Raw genomic sequence first — 25,538 nt, forward strand, 5'->3', positions numbered from 1 at the left:
TTTACAAGTAAGCTGGTTATACTGATTTGAATGTAACAACTTGGACGCAGCCCATGACTGAACTCGCACTGGACACTACAACCCCACACGCTCCGTCGGTCATTCAGGCGCTGCTCGGCAAACTGGAAATCCGCTACCAAGAAGTCGCCGACCGACCCGGGTTGAAAACCGCGAACAAAGTGCAGGGCGTGCTGCTCTGCGATGCGTTGGGGGCGCTGCTGGTGCTGTTCCCGCAGAGCCACCTGCTGGATCTCAAGCGCGTTGAAGTGGTGAACGGCCGTACCCTGGTTGCCGTGCCGCTGGAGCGCATGAAAAAAATGCTCGGCAAGCACGAACTCACCGTGCTGCCGGGCCTGCCTTCGCTCACTAGTTCCCCGTGCCTGTACGAAGAGCTGTTGATGGTCGAGGGCGAGCCCCTGTTGATCGAGTCTGGCGAGCCGGGCCTGTTGCTGGAAATCAGCCGCGAAGACTTCAAAAAGATGCTCGCCACGGCCAGCGCTGGCACTTTCGCTCAGCCCGTGAGCAAGATAACCCCCAACCTCGACCGCCCGGACGACGACCGCCAGGAAATCACTCAGGCGGTACAGGCCTTCACAGCGCGGCGCATTCAGCAACGCCTGGAAGCGACCATCGAGATTCCGCCCCTGGCGGAAACGGCGCAAAAGATCATCAAGCTGCGGGTCGACCCCAACGCAACCATCGATGACATTACCGGGGTGGTGGAGACCGATCCCGCACTGGCCGCCCAAGTCGTCAGTTGGGCCGCTTCGCCTTACTACGCATCGCCCGCCAAAATCCGCTCCGTAGAGGATGCCATCGTTCGGGTGCTGGGCTTTGACCTGGTGATCAACCTGGCCTTAGGGCTGGCGCTGGGCAAGACCCTCAGCCTGCCCAAGGACCACCCGCAACACATCACGCCGTATTGGCACCAGTCGATCTACACCGCCGCTGTGATCGAAGGGCTGACCCGCGCGATGCCTCGGGACAAGCGCCCCGAGGCGGGTCTGACCTACCTCGCCGGGCTGCTGCACAACTTTGGCTACCTGCTGCTGGCCCACGTCTTCCCACCGCATTTTTCATTGATCTGCCGGCACCTGGAGGTCAACCCGCACTTGCCCCACAACTACGTCGAGCAGCACCTGCTGGGCATTAGTCGTGAGCAAATGGGCGCGTGGCTGATGCGGTTCTGGGACATGCCTGCTGAGCTGAGCACCGCCTTGCGCTTCCAGCACGACCCGAGCTACGACGGCGACCACGCGCAGTACCCTAACCTGGTGTGCCTGGCCATCCGCTTGCTGCGCAACCGGGGTATTGGCGGTGGCGGCGACACCCACGTGCCCGATGAACTGCTGGAGCGCCTGGGCCTGAGCCGTGAAAAAGCCGAAGACGTGGTCACCAAGGTGCTGGACGCCGAAGCCCTGCTGCGCGAACTGGCCATGCAGTTCACCAAGGAATAACGCCGGGGGCGCTGGTTATGTCGTTCAGGCTGATCAGCGCTTCTTCTTGGGCCGCAGGTACTTGGTCAAGCCCTGAAACCAGATGACCAAGGCCGGGTTGCCCTTGATCTGTATGGTCTTGTCCTGAATCCCCTGCATAAACGCCAGTTGCTTGTTCTTCGCCTGCAACGTTTCGTAGCCGAAAGCGGCGTCCTTGAATGCAATGGCAAACGCGGGCTCCGCCACGGCGCCGCTTCTGCTAGTGATGCGCTCATTTTTGACCCTGAAATGCCGAGCGATTCTGCCGTCCAGTGTTTGCAGTTGGAACACTAGGTCACGGTCTTTGAGTTGTTGCGCAAACGCGGGGTTCTGACGGCTGGCACGGGCCATCAACAGGCCTAAGGCCCATAGCAGGAGGCGGAACTTCATTACGGGTTACCGACGTTGAGGGGGTTGAAAGATTGGGGCCAAGGCCCCTCCTACAGCGGCGTGTAGGGGGGCAGTGGGGATTAATTCACGCTGTCTTTGAGGAATTTTCCGGGCTTGAACGCCACTGTGTTGCTGGCCTTGATTTTGACCGGCTCGCCGGTTTGCGGGTTCTTGCCGGTGCGGGCGCCACGATGGCGCTGCAGGAAGGTGCCAAAGCCCACCAAGGTGACGCTGTCCTTGCGATGTAGCGCGTTGGTGATTTCTTTCAGCACGGCATTCAGGACGGTGTTGGCTTGGTCTTTCGTCAGGTCGGCTTTTTCAGCGATAGCAACGACGAGTTCTGGTTTGCGCATAGAAGATGCCTCTGGGACGGTTATTGTTTTTATGTCGCGGTCTTGAGCCGCGGCCAGGCTCCGCACGCTCTAGCGTGCGGTAGACAGGGTGAGAATGGCACGGCAAAACGGGCCGCGCCAGTTTTTCCAGTCGCTTTGTCGAGCTACCCAAGGGCATTGCGACAGAACGCAGGCCGATCAAGCCAACAAAGGCGGCAGCTGCCGGTTCAGCGCTAATTTTTCCATCACCGCCTTGCCTGTCAACGCGTAGCCCAACAACTTACCGTCTGAATCAAGGCACAGCGCCTTTATGTCAGCCCCTTCGCCTTCCACCTGCCATTGGCCAATGCTACCCACGGCCGGTGGCGATACCACCAACGGGCAAGCCGGGGTTTTCACAGTGATCGGCATCGGCCCATAGCTGACCGCTGCGGGCTGCCCGGCGAGGGTCTGGGCCAGCGCACGGGCCCCACTCATCAAGGGCATGACGTAGAGCAGGTTCAGCCCCTCGACTTCGGCGCAATCGCCTAAGGCATAGATATTGGCGTGTGAGGTGCGCAAATAGCGGTCGACCATCACCCCACGGTTGGTCTGCAAGCCCGCTGCGGCGGCCAGGTCGATGCGCGGGCGCAAGCCAATGGCCGAAACCACCGCATCGCAGGCGATTTGGCTGCCATCGGACAAATGCGCCAACAGGCCCTGATTGGCGTGGTCGAGGCGCATCAACACCGGACCTAGATGAAAGCGTGCACCCAGTGCCTCCAGGCCCCGTTGCACGGCGGTCGCCGCCGCCGCCGGCAGCAGCGTCGGCATCACCTGCTCGCACGGGGCAACCAGCTCGACAGCATAGCCACCGAGCATCAAATCGTTGGCGAATTCGCAGCCGATCAAGCCTGCGCCCAAGATGAGCACACGCTGCTTGCCCTCAATGGCCGCGCGAAAACGCGCGTAGTCTTCCAAATCGTTGATCGGGTAAAGCTGGTCGGCGGCGTCACCGGCCAGTGGCACGGTGACGGGCGCCGCGCCCCACGCCAGCACCAGGTCGCGATAGAACACCGACTCTGCACCGATCCACAGGCGTTGGTGGCCAGGGTCTATGCCACTGATACGGGTATGGGTACGCACTTCAGCATTGAGCTGCACGGCCATAGCCCCGGGCTCGGCCATGCTCAAGCCGTCGGCGTCTTTTTGCTTGCCGAACCCGGTGGACAGCATGGGTTTGGAATAGGAGCGGCCGTCGTCTGCTGTAATCAGCAGCAGCGGCGTTTCGCTGTCGAGCTTGCGAAACTCCCGGGCCAGGTTATAGCCAGCCAGGCCAGTGCCGATGATCACTACAGGTGCCGTCATGACAAAACTCCGAACTTCATTCAATCAACCGATTTCGATCATCTCGAAATCCATTTTACCGACGCCGCAATCCGGGCATAGCCAGTCTTCGGGGACGTCTTGCCAAAGGGTACCGGCGGCAATGCCGTCATCTGGCCAACCTTCGGCTTCGTTGTAAATCAGACCACACACTATGCACTGCCACTTTTTCATCGTTGGTTCTCCTCAGGCTGGCTATTTTCTATCACCGTTCAATGCCTTGGTGCAGTTGAACAGCTCTGGCGTTGTACTGTTCACACCGGCAGGATGCAAGTGGCAAGCGCTCAAAACCGCTGCGCAGGCATGCTAAGCTGAAGTTTTTCCAGGTCCGCTAAGGATGCCCACGTGCCTGCTGCCAACCCCTGCACCCTACGCCCCCACTGGCTGAACCAGCCCGAGGTAGACTCCTACCCGACAACGCTGGACTGGCTATTCGACCAAGGCTCGCTGACCCAACGCCTTAGCGCCCTGGCCCATGGCGATTTTTCCATCGAGCCGCTCGCCCAAGGCTGGCAGCCGCTGCGTGACGACGAGTGCAGTGCCCTCGACGTGCCGCCGGGCAGCGTTGGCTGGGTACGCGAGGTCTACCTGTGCGGCCACCGCCAGCACTGGGTGTTCGCCCGCAGCGTGGTGACGAAAGCGGCCCTGGACAACAGCGATTTTTCGCTGGAGCAACTGGGCAGTCGGTCGTTGGGCGAGGTGCTGTTTCAAGACCCCGCCTTTGCGCGGCGGCCGATCCAGGCCTGCCATTATCCAGTCGAGTGGCTGCCGCCCGGCCTGACCCGCGCTGATCTATGGGTGCGCCGTTCGCGCTTCGACCGCGGCGAGCTGGCGGTGCTGGTCGCCGAAGTGTTTCTGCCTGACTTGTGGCGCGCCACGCATCCGTGAGAACCCTCGATGTACACACGCTTTTTGCTCTCGCTTAATCGCCTGCACCCCCGTGTCTGGGACTTCATTCAACTGACCCGCCTGGACCGCCCCATTGGCGTGTATCTATTGCTCTGGCCCACGCTATGGGCCCTGTGGATCGCCGGCGAGGGCCGGCCGTCCCTGGCCAACGTGCTGATCTTCGTACTAGGCGTCGTATTGATGCGCGCGGCCGGCTGCGTGATCAACGACGTCGCCGACCGCAAGGTCGACGGCCACGTCAAACGCACTGAGCAGCGGCCGCTGGTCAGCGGCAAGGTCAAGCCCAAAGAGGCGCTGGTGCTGTTTGCGGTGCTGATTCTGCTGAGTTTCCTGCTGGTGTTGTGCACCAATTCGGCAACCGTATGGTTGTCCATCGGCGGCGTGATACTGGCGGCCAGTTATCCCTTTATGAAGCGTTATACCTACTACCCGCAGGTAGTACTGGGCATGGCGTTTTCCTGGGGTATGCCGATGGCATTCACCGCAGAAACCGGCCACCTGCCCGCCGCCGCCTGGTTGCTGTGGATCGCCAACCTGCTGTGGACCGTGGCCTACGACACTTACTACGCCATGACCGACCGCGACGACGATTTAAAGATCGGCGTGAAGTCCACGGCCATCTTGTTCGGCAACTCGGACCGCAGCATCATCCTCATGTTGCAGGGCTTGGCATTGGCCTGCCTGCTGCTGGCCGGCGGCCGCTTTGGCCTAGGGGGGTGGTTCTACCTGGGGCTGTTTGGCGCTGCGGTGTGCTTCGCCTGGCAACATTGGCAAACCCGCACCCGCGACCGCCAGGCGTGTTTCCGCGCGTTTCTGCACAATCACTGGGCGGGCTTGCTGATTTTTGCCGGGATCGTATTGGACTACGCCTTGCGCGGTTAGCACGCCGTCAGTCGGCGTCTTCCATGATGGCTTTCCATTCACCGACGTTATCGCCCTTCATGTCGCCGGCTTTCTTGTCTTCGACATAGGTGTACACCGGCTGGCCTTCGTAGGCCCACTGCATGCTGCCGTCGTCACGCTTGACCATGGTCCATTCGGGGCCAGCGGTGTCGGTGGCCTTGGCGGCCAACGGCGGCCATTTCTGTGCGCATTTGTCGTTACACATCGACTTGCCTTCGGCGTCTTTGCCGAAGGTATAGAGGGTCATCCCCTTGTGGTTGACCAGCATGCCGTCTTGTTTCATCGCGGGGTCCGCGGCCGATGCCAGGCCAGGGGAAACCAGCGCAACCGTGCCAAAGAGCGCCAGCCAGATCAGAGTGTTTCGAGTCATTGGGGCGTCTTCCTATTTATCCGTGTAAAGGGAATTACAGCTTAGTCGAGTCGAGCGAACTTGCTACCCTGAGGCAAGCTGTCACACGACTGCAATATTTCCGTTATCTAATGCGGCGCAAGACACCGGTATTGAGACGAGGGTTGAAGCATGGCTGGCAGGAGCATTCTGATAGTTGACGACGAAGCGCCTATTCGCGAGATGATCGCCGTCGCGTTGGAAATGGCTGGCTATGAATGCCTGGAGGCCGAGAACTCCCAGCAAGCCCATGCGATCATCGTCGACCGCAAACCTGACCTGATCCTGCTGGACTGGATGCTCCCCGGCACCTCCGGCATCGAGTTGGCCCGGCGCCTAAAGCGCGACGAATTGACCGGAGACATCCCGATCATCATGCTCACGGCCAAGGGTGAGGAAGACAACAAAATTCAGGGCCTGGAAGTCGGTGCCGACGACTACATCACCAAACCCTTCTCCCCCCGTGAGTTGGTGGCGCGCCTCAAAGCGGTACTGCGCCGCGCTGGGCCAAGCGATGGCGAGACGCCCATCGAAGTGGGCGGCCTGCTGCTGGACCCCATCAGCCACCGCGTCACCATCGATGGCAAGCCTGCTGAAATGGGCCCCACGGAATACCGTTTGCTGCAATTTTTCATGACCCACCAAGAGCGCGCCTACACCCGCGGCCAACTGCTCGACCAAGTCTGGGGTGGCAACGTCTATGTCGAGGAGCGTACGGTAGACGTGCACATCCGGCGCCTGCGCAAAGCCCTCGGCGAGGCCTACGAAAATCTGGTACAAACCGTGCGCGGCACGGGGTATCGCTTTTCCACCAAAAGTTGAGTACCGCCCCGAGCGCCTGTCTAACAGTGTTTTGAAAGGACGCGTGGCAAATTGAACCGAAACTGGCACGGCACCTTGATTCGCCATCTATTGATTCTGGTCAGCATCAGCCTGCTGGCCGGCCTGGTGACCGGCTATTACGGGGCCAGCCTGGCCGTCGCCCTGGCGCTGTACCTGGCCTGGACCCTCAAGCAACTGCTGCGCCTGCACGAATGGCTGCGCCAACACCGGCCCGACGAGCCGCCGCCCGACGGCTATGGCCTATGGGGCGACGTGTTCGACAGCATCTACCACCTGCAGCGGCGTGACCAACGCGTACGCGGCCGCCTGCAGGCAGTGATCGACCGGGTGCAGGAGTCCACCGCAGCGCTCAAAGACGCCGTGGTCATGCTCGACGCCGACGGCAACCTGGAGTGGTGGAACCGTGCGGCCGAGACCCTGCTGGGCCTGAAGACGCCCCAAGACGGCGGCCAGCCGGTGGCCAACCTGGTGCGTCACCCACGCTTCAAGGAATACTTCGAGCAGGGCAACTACCACGAGCCGTTAGAGATTCCCTCGCCCACCAACGATCGCCTGCGCATCCAATTGCATATCACACGCTACGGTAATAACGAGCACCTGATGCTGGTTCGCGACGTCACCCGCATCCATCAGTTGGAGCAAATGCGCAAAGACTTCGTCGCCAACGTGTCCCACGAGCTGCGTACCCCGCTGACGGTGATCGCCGGTTACCTGGAGACGCTGCTGGACAACGTCGAAGAGGTCAACCCGCGCTGGGTGCGCGCGCTGCAGCAAATGCAGCAGCAAGGCTCGCGCATGCAAACGCTGCTCAACGATCTCCTGCTGTTGGCCAAGCTGGAAGCCACCGACTACCCCTCCGACAGCCAGCCGGTCGCGGTGGCAGACCTGCTGCGCTCGATCAAAGGCGACGCGCTCGCGTTATCGGGGCCACGCAACCAGCAGATCAGCCTCGACGCCGAAGCCAGCTACGGCCTCAAGGGCAGCGAAAGCGAATTGCGCAGTGCGTTTTCCAATCTTATTTTCAACGCCGTGAAATACACGCCAGCCGATGGCCAGATCCGTGTCCGCTGGTGGGCCGATGGCCAAGGTGCGCATTTAAGCGTGCAGGACTCAGGCATCGGCATCGACGCCAAACACTTGCCGCGCCTGACCGAGCGCTTCTACCGAGTCGACTCCAGCCGCGCCTCGAATACCGGTGGCACAGGCCTCGGGCTGGCCATCGTCAAGCACGTATTGCTGCGCCATCGCGGCCGCCTGGAGATCAGCAGCGTGCCGGGCCATGGCAGTACATTCACTTGCCATTTCGCCCCTGCCCAGGTCGCCGCGCGTCCGGCCCTGGAGCTTGAAGAATAGCCCCCACTAGTCAAGCGGCTTCGCAGCCGCTACATTGCCGGTTCTCGCCTGCTGCGCAGGCCCCGAAACACCCTCATTTCAAAAGACGGAACCCGTAAACCCCCATCATGGACCCTTCCACAGGCTTTCCCCTCTCCTCCCTTTTCGCCGACTTCGGCATGATCCTATTCGCACTTCTACTGGTTGTACTCAACGGCTTCTTCGTAGCCGCAGAGTTCGCCATGGTCAAGCTGCGCTCGACCCGAGTCGAGGCCATTGCCGAAAAGAACGGCTGGCGCGGGCATATTCTGCGCACCGTTCACAGCCAATTGGACGCCTACCTGTCCGCCTGCCAGTTGGGCATCACCCTCGCCTCGCTCGGCCTCGGCTGGGTGGGCGAGCCGGCCTTTGCCCACTTGTTGGAGCCGCTGCTGCATGCTGCTGGCGTAGAGTCCCAGGAAGTGATCAAAGGCGTATCGTTCTTCAGCGCCTTCTTTGTGATCTCCTACCTGCACATCGTGGTCGGCGAACTGGCCCCGAAGTCCTGGGCCATTCGCAAGCCTGAGCTGCTGTCGCTGTGGACCGCCGTGCCCTTGTACCTGTTCTATTGGCTGATGTACCCAGCCATTTACCTGCTCAACGCCAGCGCCAACGCTATTTTGCGCATCGCCGGCCAGGGCGAGCCCGGCCCACACCACGAACACCACTACAGCCGGGAGGAGCTCAAGCTCATTCTGCATTCCAGCCGTGGTCAAGACCCTAGCGACCAAGGCATGCGCGTATTGGCTTCAGCGGTCGAGATGGGCGAACTGGAAGTGGTCGACTGGGCCAACTCCCGGGAAGACCTGGTTAGCCTTGAATTCAATGCGCCACTCAAAGAAATTCTGGCGATGTTCCGGCGCCATAAGTACAGCCGCTACCCGGTGTACGACACGGAGCGTAACGAGTTCGTCGGCCTGCTGCATATCAAAGATCTGCTGCTTGAACTGGCCGCCCTGGACCACCTGCCAGAATCGTTCAACCTGGCCGAACTCACTCGGCCCCTGGAACGCGTGTCACGGCATATGCCGTTGTCGCGCTTGTTGGAACAGTTTCGCAAAGGCGGCGCGCACTTTGCCCTGGTCGAAGAAGCCGACGGCAAGATCGTGGGCTTTTTGACCATGGAAGACGTGCTGGAAGTCCTGGTAGGCGATATCCAAGACGAACACCGCAAGGCCGAACGCGGCATCCTGGCCTATCAGCCCGGCAAACTGCTGGTGCGCGGCGACACACCGTTGTTCAAGGTCGAACGGCTACTGGGCATCGACCTCGATCACATCGAGGCAGAGACCCTCGCCGGCCTGATCTACGACACCCTCAAGCGCGTCCCTGAAGAAGAAGAGGTGCTCGAAGTCGAGGGCCTGCGCATCATCATCAAGAAGATGAAAGGGCCGAAAATCGTCCTGGCCAAGGTGTTAATGCTCGAGTAACCCGATCTAGTCCCCGCCCACCGCGAAGTTCGGCAGGCTGCCAACCGGCCTGTTGAACTCGTAAGGGATGGACTCCAACGCCAGCCCGACATTGCGCTGCACGACAAAATGCAAATGCGGGCCAGTGCTGTTGCCGGTATTGCCCGAACGTGCCAGCCGCGTGCCGAGCAAGACCCGCTGGCCCTCGGTGACAGTGACCGAGCCGCGCATCAGGTGCAGGTACACCCCCATGGTGCCATCGTCGTGTAGCACGCGAACGAAGTTGCCGGACGGCTGCGCGCCACCCTCCCCTTGGTTGTTCTCGACCTTGACCACCATGCCCGAACGCGCGGCAACGATGGGCGTCCCTTCGGGCATGGCGATGTCCATGGCGTAGCGGCCCTTGGGGTCGGAGTGGCTGTACTTGCCCCCTGGGCCCTGGGTCAGGCGAAACGGCCCACCGACCCACGGCAGCGGGTAGGGGTAAGCCCTGGGTTGCGCGCCGGGGTCGCCCAGGGCATAGCGAAAGCTTGGCGTGTAACGCAAAGCCTGCCCCGGGCTGGCGGCCGCCAGGGCGACCAGGTTGACGCTGCTGCGCGCGGGTACGACGCGGCGGATGCGGCTGGGTACCACACCGCGCACATTAGCCAAACCTTCGAGGCGCAACTCGACCTCCACCGGCGCGAACAGTTGGTTGCGGACCGTGAAACGCGCCGTGACCGGAGTTTTGGCGACGTCCAGATGCACTTGCTGCTCAAGCCGCTCGACCATCTGGTCGCGAAAGACCAACACCCGAGCGCCTGGGGTGGGCCGGTCGGTATAGGAAACCACGCCATTGGCATCGGTGTATTTGTAGATAGGCGCGGCCGCAGCCAAGCTGGAGGCCACTGCCAGGCCACAGAGTAACAAGGTGCGTATGAGCATCGAGAGGTATCGGTAAAGGTACGTGCGCCAAGCCTAGCAGGTGCGCCCAGCGGCGTACTGGATCACCGGATAAACGGGGTCGTGTGGGACGCGCTGAAAACTGCCCGGCTCCAGGCGAATGGCCTCGTATAGCTCATCGGCTTGGTCGTTGACCCGTTGCAAGCGCAACCATAGCTGACCCCAGGCATCGATGTGGTCGACCTTCCAGGCCAGGCCACTGTCCAGCAGCAGATGGTAAACGTTCTGCGCGGCGCTATCGAGGCCATCGGGGACAGTGACGATTCGAACGGCGTAGTCCAACCAGTGCAGGCGGTCGCCTTGACTGAGTTGCAGGCTAAGGCCCTGGCAACACTCACATTGCATGCTAATAGTCCGCTCATGGATCAGGAGCGAACAGCATTCCACGGGAAAAACCGCCGGAGTATCGTCAAAATCCCAATAATCTGCCGGAAATGTCTGACTGCCTAAGACTTACGCACCCGGTACAAAGTGCTTCTGGGCAGAGCCGCGAGCGATCAAGCGCGAGATGTAATCGAGCTTCTGCGCATCTTGGTCAACAAAACGGAAGTTCAACTGCAGCCATTCACTGTCCGGCTTCTGCTCGAAGGCCGAGACCGCGTGCAGGTAGCCATTCAAGCGCGCCACCTCGGCATTGTCGCCCTGCTCCAGGTCAAGCACCGCGCTCTCTAATATCTGAGGCAGGGTGTCGCTGGTGCGCACCAGCAATAGCGCCTCCTTGAGGCTCAGCGCTTTGATCACACAGGGCTGATTGCCACCCGCCAGGCGCAATTGACCCTGGCCTCGGCCAGCAGGGGCCGCACTGGGGCCTGCCGGGGCGGCTGCCGGTGCAGCAGCGGGCCTGATCAGTGGGCTACCGGCTGGCGCAGCCGGGGCGCTGCGAACGACCTCAGCCTTGCCACCGGTGAGCGCACTCAGCGAGTCGTTGGCCAAGCCCGACGAAGTGCGTGCCGGGCCGCCACTCATCAAAGCCTCCAGCTTGCCGGCGCGATGCATGGCTTTTTTAACTTTGGTCAGCAGTTGTTCATTGGTGAAAGGCTTGCCAACAAAATCGGAAACACCTGCATGGATGGCCTGCACGACGTTTTCTTTGTCGCCACGGCTGGTCACCATGATGAACGGCGTGGTTTTCAGGCTTTCTTCCTGGCGACACCAGGTCAGTAGTTCCAGCCCCGACATTTCCGGCATTTCCCAGTCACATAGGATCAGGTCGAACTTTTCTTTCAATAACAGCGCCTGCGCCTTGCGGCCGTTGACGGCATCTTCCAGGACGACGCCGGGGAAATAGTTACGCAGACACTTCTTTACCAGATCGCGGATGAATGGAGCGTCATCCACGACCAGCACACTGACCTTACTCATTGACCACTCCTCTAAAACCCCGGCAAGCATAGCGCGCAATAGTGGCCATCTGCCAAAACCTTCGGCGACGCCGGGACATGTCCGTTCGCGGGTGCCTTGAATTCGTGCCTCGCAAACGCAAACGCCCGGCCAAGGCCGGGCGTTTTTACTCGGGCAGTCTTACTTATCGTCCGGTTGAGGCAGAACATTAGGCCGCTCGGCAGTCCCCTCCACTTCCTCTTTCATGCGCTTGAGCCCCATGTGCCGCACATCAGTGCCGCGTACCAGGTAAATCACCAGCTCGGAGATATTGCGCGCGTGGTCGCCGATTCGCTCCAGCGACCGCAGTACCCAGATGACATTAAGCACCCGTGAGATCGAGCGCGGGTCTTCCATCATGTAGGTCGCCAGTTCGCGCAGCGCGGTCTTGTATTCACGGTCGATGATTTTGTCGTACTGCGCCACCGACAGCGCCAACTCAGCGTCGAAGCGAGCAAAAGCGTCCAATGCGTCGCGCACCATATTGCGCACCTGGTCGCCGATGTGGCGCACTTCCACGTAACCGCGCGGCGACTCGCCCTCTTCACACAGCTGGATGGCCCGGCGAGCGATCTTGGTCGACTCGTCGCCAATACGCTCCAGGTCGATGACCGACTTGGAAATGCTGATGATCAGGCGCAGGTCCGACGCCGCAGGCTGGCGCCGCGCCAGAATGCGCAGGCATTCTTCATCGATGTTGCGCTCCATCTGGTTGATTTCGTCGTCCACGTCACGCACCTGCTGGGCCAGGCCCGAGTCGGCTTCGATCAGGGCCGTGACGGCATCGTTGACCTGCTTCTCCACCAGCCCGCCCATGGCCAGCAGGTGGCTGCGCACTTCTTCCAGTTCGGCGTTGAACTGTTGGGAAATGTGATGGGTAAGGCTGTCTTTGTTGATCATGGATTCGCTCCGCGAAAGCATTGAGCCATTTGCCAGTTGCACGCGTCGAGCTGCGAGCTGCAAGCGGTTGTCTAGTGATTCTGTAACGCTAAACCCTAACCATATCGGCCAGTAATATAATCTTCCGTCTGCTTCTTGGCCGGGTTGGTGAACAAAGTGTCGGTGTCGCCATATTCCACCAGTTTGCCCATGTACATAAAGGCCGTGTAGTCAGACACCCGCGCCGCTTGCTGCATGTTGTGGGTCACGATGACGATGGTGTACTTGGCTTTGAGCTCGTAGATCAGCTCTTCTACTTTCAAAGTCGAGATGGGGTCGAGGGCCGAACAGGGTTCGTCGAGCAACAACACTTCGGGCTCGACAGCGATGGTCCGCGCGATCACCAAACGTTGCTGCTGCCCTCCGGAGAGCCCCAGCGCCGACTCATGCAAACGGTCCTTGACCTCATCCCACAGGGCCGCGCCACGCAAGGCCCATTCGACCGCCTCGTCCAGCACGCGCTTCTTGTTGATGCCTTGAATACGCAAGCCGTAGACGACGTTCTCGTAAATAGTCTTGGGGAACGGGTTGGGCTTTTGGAACACCATGCCCACGCGCCGACGCAATTCGGCCACGTCTTCGCCCTTGCGATAGATGTCATGGCCGTACAGGTTGATTGCGCCTTCGACCCGGCAGCCGTCGACCAGGTCGTTCATCCGGTTGAAGGTACGCAACAGCGTCGACTTGCCACAGCCCGACGGGCCGATGAAAGCGGTCACGCGCTGCTTGGGGATATTCAGTGCAACGTCGAACAAGGCTTGCTTGTCGCCGTAGAAAAGGCTCAGGCCCGGCACTTCAATGGCCACGGTTTCCTGGGCTAGGTTCAGGCTTTGCTTGTCGCGCCCAAGGGCGGACATATTGATGCCGCGGGGCTGGCTTTCATGCTGCATGGGAGACTCCATACGCTATCAATTCGGTTCGGTGCGGCCGCCTGGGTGGCGGCGCGCACACTATCAGCTGTCGAGTGCTTTGTACTTTTCCCGCAAGTGGTTGCGGATCGCTACGGCCGACAGGTTCAGCAAAGCAATGACCAGCACCAGCAACAGCGCCGTGGCGTATACCAACGGCCGCGCGGCCTCGACGTTGGGGCTTTGGAAGCCGACGTCATAAATATGGAAGCCCAAGTGCATGATCTTCTGGTCCAGATGCAGATACGGGTAATTGCCGTCCAGGGGTAACGAGGGTGCCAGTTTCACTACGCCCACCAGCATCAGCGGCGCCACTTCACCGGCCGCCCGGGCCACGGCCAGGATCATCCCGGTCATCATGGCCGGGCTGGCCATGGGCAGAACAATTTTCCAGAGCGTTTCGGCCTTGGTCGCCCCCAGTGCCAGCGAACCTTCGCGCACCGTGCGCGGGATGCGCGCCAAGCCTTCTTCGGTGGCCACGATCACCACTGGCACCGCCAGCAACGCCAGGGTCAAGGATGCCCAGAGCAGGCCCGGCGTACCAAAGGTGGGTGCAGGCAGCGCTTCTGGGAAAAACAAGCGATCCACCGAGCCGCCCAATACGTACACGAAGAAGCCCAAACCGAACACGCCGTAAACAATGGCCGGCACCCCAGCAAGGTTGTTCACGGCGATACGGATCAAGCGGGTCATGGCGTTCTGCCGGGCGTATTCGCGCAGGTAGACCGCCGCCAGCACGCCGAACGGGGTGACGATCACCGCCATGATCAGAGTCATCATGACGGTACCGAAGATGGCCGGAAAGATCCCGCCTTCGGTGTTGGCTTCCCGTGGATCGTCGCTGAGGAACTCCCAGATCTTCGAGAAATAGAAGCCGATCTTGGTCAAGGTGCCCATATTATTGGGCTGGTAGGCGTGCACCACCTTGCCCATCTCAATGTTGATTTCGCGGCCATTGGCGTCGCGCGCGGTAAGGCTGTCGCGGGCAACCTGAGCATGCAGCTCGCCCAGACGCGCCTCGATGCCTTTATAACGCGCCGCCAGCTCGGCACGTTCGGCGTCCATGTCGGCCTGTGCGGCAGCGTCGAGCTTGCCGTCGAGCTCCAACTTACGGGCATGCAAGCGCAGGCGCTCAAGCCCGGCGTTCACCGCGCCGATGTCCTTTTTTTCCAGGGCGCTGAGCTCGTTGGCGAGCTGGCCGACCCGGGCGATGCGCGCTTGCAGTTCTGGCCAGGCTGCTTCGCCCTCGGCGATGACCTTGCCGTCTTCCTTGATGTTCACGAGGTAGCCGTAGAAATTACCCCACTCACGCCGCTCGATGGCCATCAACTCGGGCGGCGTCGTCTGGTCCGTCAGCCACTCACCGACGATCCAGCTGAAGTCCGCGCCATTGAGGTCACGGTTACCCACCTTGATCAGCTCGCGGGTCATGAATTCCGGGCCGTCGTCGGGCACCGGCAGGCCAGCACCCTTGAGCCGCACACGGGGCACTTGCTCTTTTTGCACCACTTCGCCAACGACCAAGTGGTTAGGCTGCCCCGGTACATTGTAGTTGGCGTGGATCAGGTCAGCCGGCCAGAAGTGGCCAAGGCCACGCACAGCGATGACCGCAAGGAGGCCGATGGTCATGATGACGGCGATGGCCACCGCGCCACCGCTCATCCAGACGCCAGGGGCACCGCTCTTGCACCAGCTCATCAGGGAGTTCTGTTTCACAGACGGCTACCTTTCTTAAAGCGACGAATATTTCTTGCGCAAGCGCTGACGAATCAGCTCTGCGGCCGTGTTCATGACGAAGGTAAACAGCAGCAGCACCAGCGCCGAAAGGAACAGCACGCGATAATGGGTACCGCCCACCTCCGACTCCGGCATCTCCACCGCCACATTCGCCGCCAGGGTGCGCAAGCCTTCGAAGAGGTTCATCTCCATGATCGGGGTGTTACCGGTGGCCATCAGCACGATCATGGTTTCACCCACCGCGCGGCCCAGGCCGATCATCAGCGCCGAGAAGATACCGGGGCTGGCGGTCAGGATGACTACACGGGTCAAGGTTTGCCACGGCGTAGCGCCCAGGGCCAGAGAGCCCAGGGTCAGGCCACGGGGCACGCTGAACACGGCGTCTTCGGCAATTGAGTAAATGTTGGGAATGACCGCGAACCCCATGGCCAGGCCGACCACCAGGGCGTTGCGTTGGTCGTAGGTAATGCCTAGGTCGTTGCTGATCCACAGGCGCATGTCGCCGCCGAACCACCAGGTTTCCAGGAATGGGCTCATGTACAGCGCGAACCAGCCCACCAACAAAATCACCGGAATCAGGATGGTGCTTTCCCAGCCGTCTGGCACCCGCAGGCGCAATGACTCAGGCAGTTTGGTCCACAGGAAACCGGCCAGCAGAATGCCTACCGGGGTGAGAATCAACAGGCTGAAAATACCGGGTAGGTGGCCCTCGACATAAGGTGCGAGAAACAAACCGGCAAAGAAGCCCAGAATTACCGTCGGCATGGCCTCCATCAGTTCGATGACCGGCTTTACCTTGCGGCGCATGCTCGGCGCCATGAAGTAGGCGGTATAGATGGCGGCCGCGATGGCCAGCGGTGCAGCCAGAAGCATCGCGTAGAACGCTGCCTTCAAGGTGCCGAAGGTCAGCGGCGCCAGGCTCAGCTTGGGCTCGAAGTCACTGTTGGCCGCTGTGGACTGCCAAACGTAGCTCGGTTTTTCGTAGTTCTCGTACCAGACCTTTTCCCACAGGGCGCTCCAGGACACCTCGGGGTGGGGGTTGTCCAGCTCGATGGGCAGTAATTTACCGCCCTCCTCGACGAAAATGCGGTTGGCGCGCGGTGACAGCGCCATGATGCCCGCGCCCTCGGCGACCTTATCGACCAGCAGCGTACGATGCGCCGTGCTGTGAAACACGCCCATCTGGCCACTGGCATCCAGGGCGATAAAGCCTTTACGCCGCTCTTCAGCGGCGATCTGGACCACTGGCGACTTGCCCATTTGGAAGTCACGGATGTGCTTGAAGCGCGGCTCGCCGTCTGGATCGCGCGCCATGAACCACTGGCCCAGATGACCAGTGGAGCTGCCAATGATCAGCGAGATGCCGCCCACCAGTTGAGTGCTCGCAGTCACCTCAGCGTTACCGTCTTCCAGCAGCTTGTAGCGGCCGTTGAGGCTGTTATCACGCAGGCTGAATACGTCGGCTTGAGCTCGCCCGTTGATCACATAGAGCCACTGTTGACGCGGGTCGATAAAAATCGCTTTGACCTTTTCGGTCATTTTCGGCAACTGGATGCGCGTCTCTTCGCTCGTCGTCTCGCCGGTCATCATGTTCTCTTCCTGCGCCAGCTTCAGTACATGCAGCTCGGCGCCGGTGGAAGCGGCGACCACCAGGGTAGTGTCGTTGAGGTTGAGGCTGACGTGCTCCAGCGCACGCCCCTGCGGGTCGAGCACCATCGGCGCCTGGCCATACGGGTAGTCGATCAGCGGGGTAATGGTCTTCTTGTTATCCGGCCAGGTGATCTTATAGCTGTTGCGAAAGGCCAGGGCCTGGCCGTTGGACAAGCCGATCAAAGTCAGCGGGCTGCCCGGCTGGTCACGGCCGATCGAGGCTACGGTCGTACCAGCGGGGATTGGCAGGTCGACACGGGCCAACTCGGCGCCACCCTGGGTATCGAAAAATAACACCTGGCCTTTGTCGGAGATGCGCATACCGACCAGGTTCTGTTCTTCCAGGCCAAGCATCAGGGGTTTACCGGCGTCTTGCATCCAGGCGGGCGTCAGGGCCTGCTCGGTATTGAGGTGCGCGCCCTTGAACAGGGGAAACACGACGTAGGCCAAGAAGAAGAAAATCAACGTGATCGCTGCCAGCACGGCCAGCCCGCCCACCAGGACATACCAGCGGGTCAAGCGGTCTTTGAACGCACGTATGCGGCGCTTGCGTTGCAGCTCAGGCGTATTGAAATCAATGCGCTCAGGAGGGGTTTGCTGATTCATCGTAGAATTGGCCAGATCATTCATGCGCACACCCTAACGATCCTGCATGACAGAAATATGACAATGCGGTGACGCGGCAAATTCGCCGCTCGGCATGACCGGCGGCGAATTCAATTGTAGATACGGTGCCGCTCTGGGCACCGCGCGCGACCGGTTACGCGCCTTCTTTCAAGCCCAGGTCAGCCAGGGCCTTGGCCGCCACTTTGGCCGGCAGCGGGATATAACCATCCTTCATCACCACTTCCTGGCCCTGCTTGGACAGCACCAGCTTAACGAACTCAGCTTCCAACGGGGCCAGAGGCTTGTTCGGCGCCTTGTTCACGTAAACGTAGAGGAAGCGCGACAGCGGGTAGCTACCATTGAGCGCGTTGGCTTCGTTGTCTTCGACGAACTCGCCGCCTTCCTTTTTGGCCAACGGTACGGTTCTGACGCTGGCAGTCTTGTAACCGATCCCCGAGTAGCCCACGCCGTTGAGCGAATTACTAATCGACTGCACCACCGACGCGGAACCCGGCTGCTCGTTGACGTTAGGTCGGAAGTCGCCTTTGCACAGGGCTTCTTCTTTAAAGTAGCCGTAGGTGCCCGACACCGAGTTGCGGCCAAACAGCTGCACCGGCTTGTTGGCCAGGTCGCCGGTCACGCCCAGGTCGCCCCAGGTTTTAACGTCAGCTTTGGCGCCGCACAGGCGGGTCGAGGAGAAGATCGCATCGACTTGCTGCATGGTTAGCCCTTTGATGGGGTTGTCCTTGTGCACGAAGACGGCCAAGGCATCGACAGCGACGGGGATCGCAGTGGGCTTGTAGCCGTATTTCTGTTCGAAGGCCTGCAACTCGACGTCTTTCATCTTGCGGCTCATCGGGCCCAGGTTCGACGTGCCTTCAGTCAGGGCTGGCGGCGCCGTGGAGGACCCTGCCGCCTGGATCTGGATGTTGACGTTCGGGTATTCCTTTTTGTACGCCTCGGCCCAGAGTGTCATCAGGTTAGCCAAGGTGTCGGAGCCGACGCTGGAGAGGTTGCCAGACACGCCAGTGGTTTTGACGTAGGCAGGGATAGCGGGGTCAACGGCAGCCACCGCATTGGCGGTGGCGACGCCAGCGGCGACAAAAGTCATGGCCGCCATCAAACGCTTCAGTGTCATGCCTTGCTCCTAGCAGGATAGGGTGTGTTGGACCGGGCCAAGTATCGGGAGGTCGTGTGAACACTCTATGAAAGGATTATGACAGTTGGATGAAAGGCCACTACTGAATAGGCAGGAGAGTGGGGGGCGAGCGCCCCCCTCTGCGCTCAGCGCTTCTTGGCCATCAGGTAGGCGCCCAGGCCCAAGCCCATCAGGCAGATACCGGCAATATAGTAGGACGGCCCCATGGGGTTCGACTTCATCAGCCAGGTGACCGCCATGGGCGTCAAACCGCCGAAAATTGCGTAGGCCACGTTGTAAGAAAACGACAGCCCACTAAAGCGCACCACCGCCGGAAATGCCTTGACCATCACGTAAGGCACCGCGCCGATCATGCCCACTGCAAGGCCAGTCACCGCATACAGCGGGAACAACCAATCAGGGTGAGCGTGCAGGCTGTGGTAGAACGTCCAGGTCGTGGCCAGTAAGAACAAACTGCCCAGCACAAACACTTTGCCTGCGCCAAAGCGGTCGGCCAATGCGCCCGCGCCGATGCAGCCAAGGCTCAGGAATACGATTGCCAGGCTGTTGGCCTGCAGGGCAACTTTCGGCGTAAAGCCGTAGACGGTCTGCAAGACCGTGGGGGTCATTAGAATGACGACCACGATGGCGGCTGACAGCAACCAGGTGAGCAGCATCGACACCACAATCGCCGCACGATGGTCGCGCAATACCGCGCGCAGTGGAACTTCATCGGCCAGTGCCTTGCGTTGCTGCAGTTCGGCGAAGATCGGCGTTTCGTGCAACCAGCGGCGCAGGTACACCGAAAATAAACCGAACACCCCACCGAGCAAGAACGGAATACGCCAGGCGTAATCGGCGACTTCTACCGGCGTATAAATACTGTTGATGGCCGTGGCGACCAGCGAGCCCAGTAAGATCCCCGCCGTCAGGCCGCAGGTCAATGTACCGCAGGCATAACCGATATACCGCGGTGGCACATGTTCCGAGACAAACACCCACGCCCCTGGAACTTCACCGCCGATGGCGGCGCCTTGGATAACGCGCATCAACAAGAGCAGGATCGGTGCCCACATACCGATCTGAGCATAGGTAGGTAATAACCCCATGATCAGTGTTGGCACGGCCATCATAAAGATGCTCAGGGTGAACATCTTTTTACGGCCCAGCAGATCACCGAAGTGGGCCATGATAATGCCGCCTAGTGGCCGCGCAAGATAACCCGCCGCGAAGATACCGAAGGTTTGCATCAAGCGTAGCCATTCCGGCATGTCTACCGGAAAAAACAGCTTGCCGACCACCGTGGCAAAGAACACGAAAATAATAAAATCATAAAACTCCAGCGCTCCGCCCAAAGCAGACAGCGATAGTGTTTTATAGTCATTGCGGGTCAACGGCCGCGAAGGCGGCGCGATACTCGAGTGCACGCTGGTCATGGCAAGGCTTCTCTTATAGACAAATGCACAGCCCTGGCTGGGCTGTTGACGGCTTGGCAGGTGGCGCAAGATAGCAAATTGCTAGGAATCGCACATAGTTCCGCGTATCCGTATTATTAATCGGTCGGCAACGGTCGTTCTTGAACCTCGCGCTCGATATACTCTGGCGTAGAGGGTAGCGGTTTAGTTTAATCTGGCTATATTGGCCTGCGAGATGTTTAGCTCAGCGCCCCCGACAGCGCCAACAGATAGAGAGTCACGGGTCAGAGGCCCCTCCGGCATGATTGAACTCGAACAAGAAGACCCTATACCCCAAGGCGACCTGGCCTTGCAGATCACCGCACTGCCACGGGAGACCAACGGCTTCGGCGATATTTTCGGCGGCTGGCTGGTCTCCCAAATGGACCTGGCCGGCACTGCCATGGCCAGCAAGGTGGCGGGCGGGCGCGTGGCCACGGTCGCGATCGACCGCATGGCGTTCCTGGTGCCGGTGCCGGTGGGTGCCCAGCTGTCGTTCTACACCCAAGCCCTGGAAATAGGCCGCAGCTCCATCCAGATGATGGTCGAGGTGTGGAGCGACGACCCTCTGTCCAGCGAGTGGCGCAAGGTGACCGAGGCAGTCTTCGTGTTCGTCGCCATCGATGGTAGCGGCCGAACCCGCTCGGTGCCGCCGCGCCGGTAGCCGAGCGGCAGCCGCAAACGCCCTTTTCTCCTCATGGATCAATAGCGAGAAGTACGCAATGTCAGAGCCCCAGGTCGAATCGGTCAAACTCGGTGAACTGAACTGCTGGAAGATCCGCACCGCCCAGTGCGAACTGCTGGTCGCGCAGCAGGGCGCCCATGTACTGAGCTATCAGCGCAATGGCGAACAGCCCCTGATCTGGCTGAACGACCACGCCGTGTTCAAGCAAGGCACACCCATCCGTGCTGGCGTCCCGGTGTGCTGGCCTTGGTTCGGCAACCTGGCGCGCAACCCGCAGAGCGTTCAGGCCATGCGCCAGAGCAGCGAAGCGGCGCCAGCTCACGGTCTGGTTCGGGCGCTGGATTGGGAACTGCTGGGCATTCAGCAATCGGCCGAAGGCGTCACCGTGGAATTCACGGTGCCCCAGGCCGGCAAAGGCGAGTTGCCCGGTTGGGCACACAAGGTCGACGTCAGGCTCAGCCTGCTGTTGGGCGAAGGCCTGCAGATCAGCCTGACCAGCCATAATCTGGATGACCATGCGGTTAGCCTGAGCCAGGCGCTGCACAGCTATTTCTCCGTCAGCGACGTACGCAGCGTGACGGCCGAGGGCCTGGACGGGCTGGATTACATCGAGACCCTGGAAGACTGGCAACAACGCCACCAGGCGGGCGACCTGCAGTTCACTGGGGAAACCGACCGCATCTACCTGCAAACGCCGGCCGAGCTCGGTATCCTCGACCCCGACTGGAACCGCCGGATCAAGCTCACCAGTGCTGGCTCGGCCAGCACTGTGGTGTGGAACCCATGGACCGGCCGAGCCGCGCAGTTGAGCGACATGGCCGACGACGGCTGGCAGCAGATGCTGTGCATCGAAACCGCCAATGTCCTCGACGACGCGGTGGACCTAGCCCCAGGCGCCAGCCACACGCTGTCGATCACCATCTGCGCTGAAAAATTGTGATCGACAGATCGGGGCCAAGCGGAGCGCCGCCCGGGCCCCTCCTACATTTGCGCCCCGTTTACAAGTCGGACTCCTGCACCACCCGTACCTTGCTCGCCTCCAGCGCATACGCCGCATCGGCCAGGTCATTACTGACCTTCTCGACTTTCAACGTACCCACCACCCACAGCGGCGTATAGATGTCGTCCAGCTTCAAACCCTTGGGGTAGCGGACCAGTACCATCTGGTTAGGCGGCGGTGGTGGCACGTGGATGCAGGCCCCTGGGTAGGGCACCAGAAAGAACAACGTGCTGTGGCCTTTGGCGTCGGTTTCCAGTGGCACCGGATAGCCACCCAGGCGCACCGTTTTGCCATTCATGGCCGGCACGGTCTTGGTCGAATACATAACCGCCGGCAAGCCTTTGCTCTGCTTCAACCCGCCTTTGGCGGTAAAGGTGCCTTGCGCTTCGGGGGAGTTGTGGTCGATCTCCGGCATTTGCTCGAGGGCTTTTTGATCCGACTTGGGCATCAGCTCCAACCAGTCGGTTTCCGCCAACTCGGCGTGGGCCAGAGTGCTGAACAGCAGCAGGGATAGCAGGAATAGGCGGCGCATGAAGGGGCTCGGCAATAGGGCGATGGATGCCGGGCATTCTACTGAAAAGGATATAAAAGGCGGAGCATAAATACATGCGCGGCACTTCGGCGGGGGGCCGAAGTGCCGCGTGGAACGCGATCAGTTTTTCTTGCTGATCATGCCGTAGATCACCAGCAGCACGATCGCACCGACCAACGCGCCCAGGAAACCTGCGCCTTCGCCTGCCTGGTAGATACCCAGAGCCTGGCCGCCGTAGGTGGCCGCGAGCGAGCCACCGATGCCCAACAGGATCGTCATGATCCAACCCATACTGTCATCGCCCGGCTTCAGGAAGCGCGCGAGCAGCCCTACGATCAAGCCGATGAAGATGGTTCCAATAATTCCCATGGAGAAATACCTCTAATTTAAACGGATAGGCCAACGCGTGAGCATTGGCTTCCTGCAATCAGAGACTATGGGATCAGCATTGGTTCCATGGCCGAGCAATCAGCTGCCGATCAGGGCCTGCACTTCAGCGATCTTACGCTCCAGAGTCGCCCGGTCGCTGCAGCGCAAGGTGGCGTGGCCAACCTTGCGGCCCACCTTGAACGCCTTGCCATAGTGGTGCAGGTGGCAGTCATCAATAGCAGTGACCTGCTCCACGGCGGGCACCTGGCCGATAAAGTTGAGCATGGCGCTCTCGCCCACCTTGGTGGTCGGCCCTAGCGGCAGGCCGGCGACCGCGCGCAAATGGTTCTCGAACTGGCTGCACTCGGCGCCTTCGATGGTCCAGTGCCCGGAGTTGTGTACCCGTGGCGCGATCTCGTTGGCCTTGAGGCCGCCATCGACTTCGAAGAACTCGAACGCCAGCACCCCGACGTAGTTGAGGTGCTTGAGCACGCGCCCGGCGTAGTCTTCTGCCAGCGCCTGCAAAGGGTGCCCGCTGCTGGCGATGGACAAGCGCAAGATGCCGTTGTCATGGGTGTTGTGCACCAAGGGGTAAAAGCGCGTCTCGCCATCACGCCCGCGCACCGCCACCAGCGAGACCTCCCCGGTGAATGGCACGAAGCCTTCCAACAGGCAGGGCACGCTGCCCAATTCGGCAAAGGTGTCGACTACGTCCGCGGCACTGCGCAATACCTTCTGGCCCTTGCCGTCATAACCCAGGGTGCGAGTTTTCAGCACCGCCGGCAGGCCGATCGTAGCCACCGCGGCGTCCAGGTCGGCTTGCGACTGAATATCGGCAAAGGTAGGCGTAGGCACGCCCAGGTCTTTGAACATGCTTTTTTCGAACCAGCGGTCACGGGCAATACGCAGGGCTTCGGCGCTGGGGTAAACCGGCACGAATCGCGAAAGAAAGGCCACTGTTTCAGCCGGCACGCTTTCGAATTCGAAGGTGACCAGGTCGACCTCATCGGCCAACTGCCGCAAGTGCTCCTGGTCGCCATAATCGGCCCGCAGGTGCTCGCCCAATGCTGCCGCGCAAGCGTCGGGTGCGGGGTCGAGGAAAGCGAAGTTCATGCCCAGCGGGGTCCCCGCCAAAGCCAACATGCGGCCCAGTTGGCCACCACCGATTACACCGATTTTCATTTGCTCGAACCTCAGGCCTGGCGCGGGTCAGGATTGTCCAGAACGTTGTCTGTCTGGTCGGCGCGGAACTGCTTCAGCGCGGTGTGGAACTGCGGGTGTTTGGCGCCCAGGATACTGGCTGAGAGCAACGCCGCGTTGATCGCTCCGGCTTTGCCGATGGCCAGGGTGGCCACGGGGACACCGGCGGGCATCTGCACGATCGACAGCAGTGAGTCTACACCCGACAGCATCGACGACTGCACGGGCACGCCCAGTACCGGCAAGTGAGTCTTGGCGGCGCACATGCCCGGCAAGTGCGCGGCGCCACCGGCTCCGGCAATGATCACCTCCAGGCCCCGAGCTTGCGCTTGCTCGGCGTACTGGAAGAGCAGGTCCGGGGTACGGTGGGCGGAAACCACCTTGACCTCGAAAGGAATACCGAGCTTTTCCAGCATATCGGCGGTGTGGCTAAGGGTGGACCAATCGGACTTGGAGCCCATGATCACGCCAACCAATGCACTCATCGTCGAGCCTCTTCTCTTGGGCGCCCGCAGGCGCGTCAAAAAACAACAAGCCACGCGGGAAACCGGCGTGGCTTGTTATACGAATAATGGCCGGGGTTGACCGGCCGAAGGCCGCGCAGTATAGCGCAAAGAAACAATGATGTATGGGGGAAAATACCGCAGCCCTCTGGCCCCTATTGAGGGTGAGCGCCTTCCAGTTTGCGCCACAGCAAGCGCACATTGGCTTTGCGCACCAGTGCACAGCGGTAGAGGCGGATCTCCAGCGGCACATGCCACTGCCCACCGCCACAGACCACCAACTCGCCACGGGCTAGCTCAGCCTTGACGCAGAGCCTGGGCACCCAGGCGATACCCAGGCCTTCCAGGGCCATGCTTTTGAGGCTGTCGGCCATCGCCGTTTCATAAATGGTGGTGTAACGCAGGGCGCGCTGGCGCAGCAGCATGTTGACCGAGCGCCCCAGAAAAGCCCCTGCGCTGTAGGCCAGCAACGGCACGCTGGCCTCGCCCTCGAGGTCGAACAACGGCGCACCATTGCCATCCGTTGCACAGACCGGAAGCATCTCGGTGGTGCCCAAATGCAAAGAAGGGAAAATTTCCGGGTCCATCTGTAATGCTGAGTCGGGGTCGTAGAAGGCCAACATCAGGTCGCAGCCGCCCTCGCGCAGCGCATGCACGGCATCGCCCACATTGGTGGCGACCAGGCGCGTGGCAATGGGCAAGCCCTCGTTACGCAACTGCGCGATCCACCCGGGAAAGAAACCCAACGCCAACGAGTGCGCCGCCGCCACCTGCATGACCTCGCCCTGCCCGCCTTCCAGATGGTGTAAATGGCGCAGCACCTCGCCCAGTTGGTCGACCACGGTGCGTGCCGTCACCAGGAACAACTGGCCGGCTTCGGTGAGCTCGACCGGGGTGCGGGAGCGGTTGACCAAGGTCAAACCCAGCGCCGACTCCAGGCTGCGGATACGCCGGCTAAAGGCCGGCTGGGTGACGAAACGGCGCTCGGCCGCCTGGGAAAAACTGCGGGTCGCCGCCAGGGCGCTGAAGTCTTCCAACCATTTGCTTTCAAGATTCACAGTGCTCTCCGCGCGCGCCGCACGCTCGATCCATTCGTGACGTCACATGCCG

The 25,538-nt window shown here is 60.9% G+C and carries 27 protein-coding genes; 8 read left to right on the forward strand and 19 right to left on the reverse strand.

The window, feature by feature from the left end; all coding sequences use genetic code 11:
- Nucleotides 1-53 precede the first annotated feature (53 nt).
- The gene (locus QCL65_RS00230; RefSeq protein WP_407313696.1) at nucleotides 54-1,457 is read left to right on the forward strand and encodes an HDOD domain-containing protein; all 1,404 of its coding nucleotides are present in this window, start codon (nucleotides 54-56) and stop codon (nucleotides 1,455-1,457) included.
- Between the two features lie 33 nt (nucleotides 1,458-1,490).
- Here QCL65_RS00230 and QCL65_RS00235 read toward each other — a convergent pair whose 3' ends face one another.
- The 4 genes from QCL65_RS00235 to QCL65_RS00250 form a co-directional block, all read right to left on the reverse strand.
- Nucleotides 1,491-1,865, reverse strand: a complete 375-nt coding sequence (locus QCL65_RS00235) for an SCP2 sterol-binding domain-containing protein (protein WP_407313699.1) — start codon at nucleotides 1,863-1,865, stop codon at nucleotides 1,491-1,493.
- An 80-nt stretch (nucleotides 1,866-1,945) separates the two neighbouring features.
- Nucleotides 1,946-2,218 (reverse strand): HU family DNA-binding protein, encoded by a 273-nt coding sequence (locus QCL65_RS00240; protein WP_407313701.1) that lies wholly within the window; start codon nucleotides 2,216-2,218, stop codon nucleotides 1,946-1,948.
- 177 nt (nucleotides 2,219-2,395) lie between these two features.
- Nucleotides 2,396-3,544: an FAD-dependent oxidoreductase gene (locus tag QCL65_RS00245; RefSeq protein ID WP_407313703.1), complete on the reverse strand. Its 1,149-nt coding sequence runs from the start codon at nucleotides 3,542-3,544 to the stop codon at nucleotides 2,396-2,398.
- Nucleotides 3,545-3,568: 24 nt separating this feature from the next.
- The gene (locus QCL65_RS00250; RefSeq protein ID WP_407313705.1) at nucleotides 3,569-3,736 is read right to left on the reverse strand and encodes a rubredoxin; all 168 of its coding nucleotides are present in this window, start codon (nucleotides 3,734-3,736) and stop codon (nucleotides 3,569-3,571) included.
- Nucleotides 3,737-3,907: 171 nt separating this feature from the next.
- On the opposite strand from QCL65_RS00250, the gene QCL65_RS00255 reads away from it, so the two are divergent.
- Nucleotides 3,908-4,450: a chorismate--pyruvate lyase family protein gene (locus QCL65_RS00255; RefSeq protein ID WP_407313707.1), complete on the forward strand. Its 543-nt coding sequence runs from the start codon at nucleotides 3,908-3,910 to the stop codon at nucleotides 4,448-4,450.
- A gap of 9 nt (nucleotides 4,451-4,459) precedes the next feature.
- Nucleotides 4,460-5,353: a 4-hydroxybenzoate octaprenyltransferase gene (gene ubiA, locus QCL65_RS00260; RefSeq protein WP_407313709.1), complete on the forward strand. Its 894-nt coding sequence runs from the start codon at nucleotides 4,460-4,462 to the stop codon at nucleotides 5,351-5,353.
- 7 nt (nucleotides 5,354-5,360) lie between these two features.
- On the opposite strand, the gene QCL65_RS00265 is transcribed toward ubiA, so the two are convergent.
- A complete protein-coding gene (locus tag QCL65_RS00265) occupies nucleotides 5,361-5,744 on the reverse strand; it encodes a hypothetical protein (RefSeq protein ID WP_407313711.1) in 384 nt (127 codons plus the stop codon).
- A 150-nt stretch (nucleotides 5,745-5,894) separates the two neighbouring features.
- Between QCL65_RS00265 and phoB the strand changes: the two genes are divergently transcribed.
- From phoB to QCL65_RS00280, 3 genes are all read left to right on the forward strand, one after another.
- Nucleotides 5,895-6,584 carry a phosphate regulon transcriptional regulator PhoB gene (gene phoB, locus QCL65_RS00270; protein WP_407313713.1) on the forward strand — a complete coding sequence of 230 codons (690 nt, stop codon included), beginning with the start codon at nucleotides 5,895-5,897 and terminating at the stop codon, nucleotides 6,582-6,584.
- Between the two features lie 51 nt (nucleotides 6,585-6,635).
- Nucleotides 6,636-7,958, forward strand: a complete 1,323-nt coding sequence (gene phoR, locus QCL65_RS00275; RefSeq protein WP_407313715.1) for a phosphate regulon sensor histidine kinase PhoR — start codon at nucleotides 6,636-6,638, stop codon at nucleotides 7,956-7,958.
- A gap of 107 nt (nucleotides 7,959-8,065) precedes the next feature.
- Nucleotides 8,066-9,406, forward strand: a complete 1,341-nt coding sequence (locus QCL65_RS00280) for a hemolysin family protein (protein WP_407313717.1) — start codon at nucleotides 8,066-8,068, stop codon at nucleotides 9,404-9,406.
- 6 nt (nucleotides 9,407-9,412) lie between these two features.
- Here QCL65_RS00280 and QCL65_RS00285 read toward each other — a convergent pair whose 3' ends face one another.
- The 9 genes from QCL65_RS00285 to QCL65_RS00325 form a co-directional block, all read right to left on the reverse strand.
- Nucleotides 9,413-10,309 (reverse strand): peptidoglycan DD-metalloendopeptidase family protein, encoded by an 897-nt coding sequence (locus QCL65_RS00285; RefSeq protein ID WP_407313719.1) that lies wholly within the window; start codon nucleotides 10,307-10,309, stop codon nucleotides 9,413-9,415.
- Between the two features lie 33 nt (nucleotides 10,310-10,342).
- The gene (locus QCL65_RS00290; RefSeq protein WP_407313721.1) at nucleotides 10,343-10,672 is read right to left on the reverse strand and encodes a hypothetical protein; all 330 of its coding nucleotides are present in this window, start codon (nucleotides 10,670-10,672) and stop codon (nucleotides 10,343-10,345) included.
- A 108-nt stretch (nucleotides 10,673-10,780) separates the two neighbouring features.
- The gene (locus QCL65_RS00295) at nucleotides 10,781-11,689 is read right to left on the reverse strand and encodes a response regulator (RefSeq protein ID WP_407313723.1); all 909 of its coding nucleotides are present in this window, start codon (nucleotides 11,687-11,689) and stop codon (nucleotides 10,781-10,783) included.
- 159 nt (nucleotides 11,690-11,848) lie between these two features.
- Complete coding sequence (gene phoU, locus QCL65_RS00300) at nucleotides 11,849-12,607, reverse strand: phosphate signaling complex protein PhoU (protein ID WP_407313725.1); 759 nt, start codon at nucleotides 12,605-12,607, stop codon at nucleotides 11,849-11,851.
- Between the two features lie 95 nt (nucleotides 12,608-12,702).
- Nucleotides 12,703-13,536 (reverse strand): phosphate ABC transporter ATP-binding protein PstB, encoded by an 834-nt coding sequence (pstB, locus tag QCL65_RS00305; RefSeq protein ID WP_407313727.1) that lies wholly within the window; start codon nucleotides 13,534-13,536, stop codon nucleotides 12,703-12,705.
- Between the two features lie 63 nt (nucleotides 13,537-13,599).
- On the reverse strand, nucleotides 13,600-15,252 hold the full coding sequence (gene pstA, locus QCL65_RS00310; RefSeq protein ID WP_407317020.1) for a phosphate ABC transporter permease PstA: 1,653 nt from the start codon (nucleotides 15,250-15,252) through the stop codon (nucleotides 13,600-13,602).
- Between the two features lie 33 nt (nucleotides 15,253-15,285).
- On the reverse strand, nucleotides 15,286-17,571 hold the full coding sequence (locus QCL65_RS00315) for an ABC transporter permease subunit (RefSeq protein WP_407313729.1): 2,286 nt from the start codon (nucleotides 17,569-17,571) through the stop codon (nucleotides 15,286-15,288).
- A gap of 130 nt (nucleotides 17,572-17,701) precedes the next feature.
- Nucleotides 17,702-18,685 carry a phosphate ABC transporter substrate-binding protein PstS gene (locus QCL65_RS00320; protein ID WP_407313731.1) on the reverse strand — a complete coding sequence of 328 codons (984 nt, stop codon included), beginning with the start codon at nucleotides 18,683-18,685 and terminating at the stop codon, nucleotides 17,702-17,704.
- 146 nt (nucleotides 18,686-18,831) lie between these two features.
- Complete coding sequence (locus tag QCL65_RS00325; RefSeq protein WP_407313733.1) at nucleotides 18,832-20,121, reverse strand: MFS transporter; 1,290 nt, start codon at nucleotides 20,119-20,121, stop codon at nucleotides 18,832-18,834.
- 280 nt (nucleotides 20,122-20,401) lie between these two features.
- Here QCL65_RS00325 and QCL65_RS00330 point away from each other — a divergent pair, with 280 nt between their 5' ends.
- Both QCL65_RS00330 and QCL65_RS00335 read left to right on the forward strand, forming a co-directional pair.
- Nucleotides 20,402-20,803: an acyl-CoA thioesterase gene (locus QCL65_RS00330; RefSeq protein ID WP_407313735.1), complete on the forward strand. Its 402-nt coding sequence runs from the start codon at nucleotides 20,402-20,404 to the stop codon at nucleotides 20,801-20,803.
- A gap of 58 nt (nucleotides 20,804-20,861) precedes the next feature.
- Entirely contained in the window at nucleotides 20,862-21,764 is a 903-nt protein-coding gene (locus QCL65_RS00335; protein WP_407313737.1) for a D-hexose-6-phosphate mutarotase, read from the forward strand.
- Nucleotides 21,765-21,822: 58 nt separating this feature from the next.
- Here the strand turns inward: QCL65_RS00335 and QCL65_RS00340 are convergent, their stop codons facing one another.
- The 5 genes from QCL65_RS00340 to QCL65_RS00360 form a co-directional block, all read right to left on the reverse strand.
- Nucleotides 21,823-22,356 carry a DUF3299 domain-containing protein gene (locus tag QCL65_RS00340; protein ID WP_407313739.1) on the reverse strand — a complete coding sequence of 178 codons (534 nt, stop codon included), beginning with the start codon at nucleotides 22,354-22,356 and terminating at the stop codon, nucleotides 21,823-21,825.
- A 120-nt stretch (nucleotides 22,357-22,476) separates the two neighbouring features.
- The gene (locus tag QCL65_RS00345) at nucleotides 22,477-22,725 is read right to left on the reverse strand and encodes a GlsB/YeaQ/YmgE family stress response membrane protein (RefSeq protein ID WP_407313741.1); all 249 of its coding nucleotides are present in this window, start codon (nucleotides 22,723-22,725) and stop codon (nucleotides 22,477-22,479) included.
- Nucleotides 22,726-22,824: 99 nt separating this feature from the next.
- On the reverse strand, nucleotides 22,825-23,907 hold the full coding sequence (locus QCL65_RS00350) for a 5-(carboxyamino)imidazole ribonucleotide synthase (protein ID WP_407313743.1): 1,083 nt from the start codon (nucleotides 23,905-23,907) through the stop codon (nucleotides 22,825-22,827).
- 11 nt (nucleotides 23,908-23,918) lie between these two features.
- Complete coding sequence (gene purE, locus QCL65_RS00355; RefSeq protein WP_407313745.1) at nucleotides 23,919-24,410, reverse strand: 5-(carboxyamino)imidazole ribonucleotide mutase; 492 nt, start codon at nucleotides 24,408-24,410, stop codon at nucleotides 23,919-23,921.
- A gap of 173 nt (nucleotides 24,411-24,583) precedes the next feature.
- A complete protein-coding gene (locus tag QCL65_RS00360) occupies nucleotides 24,584-25,486 on the reverse strand; it encodes a LysR substrate-binding domain-containing protein (protein WP_407313747.1) in 903 nt (300 codons plus the stop codon).
- Between the last annotated feature and the right edge of the window lie 52 nt (nucleotides 25,487-25,538).

Source organism: Pseudomonas sp. nanlin1 (assembly GCF_045571515.1).
Classification (GTDB): domain Bacteria; phylum Pseudomonadota; class Gammaproteobacteria; order Pseudomonadales; family Pseudomonadaceae; genus Aquipseudomonas.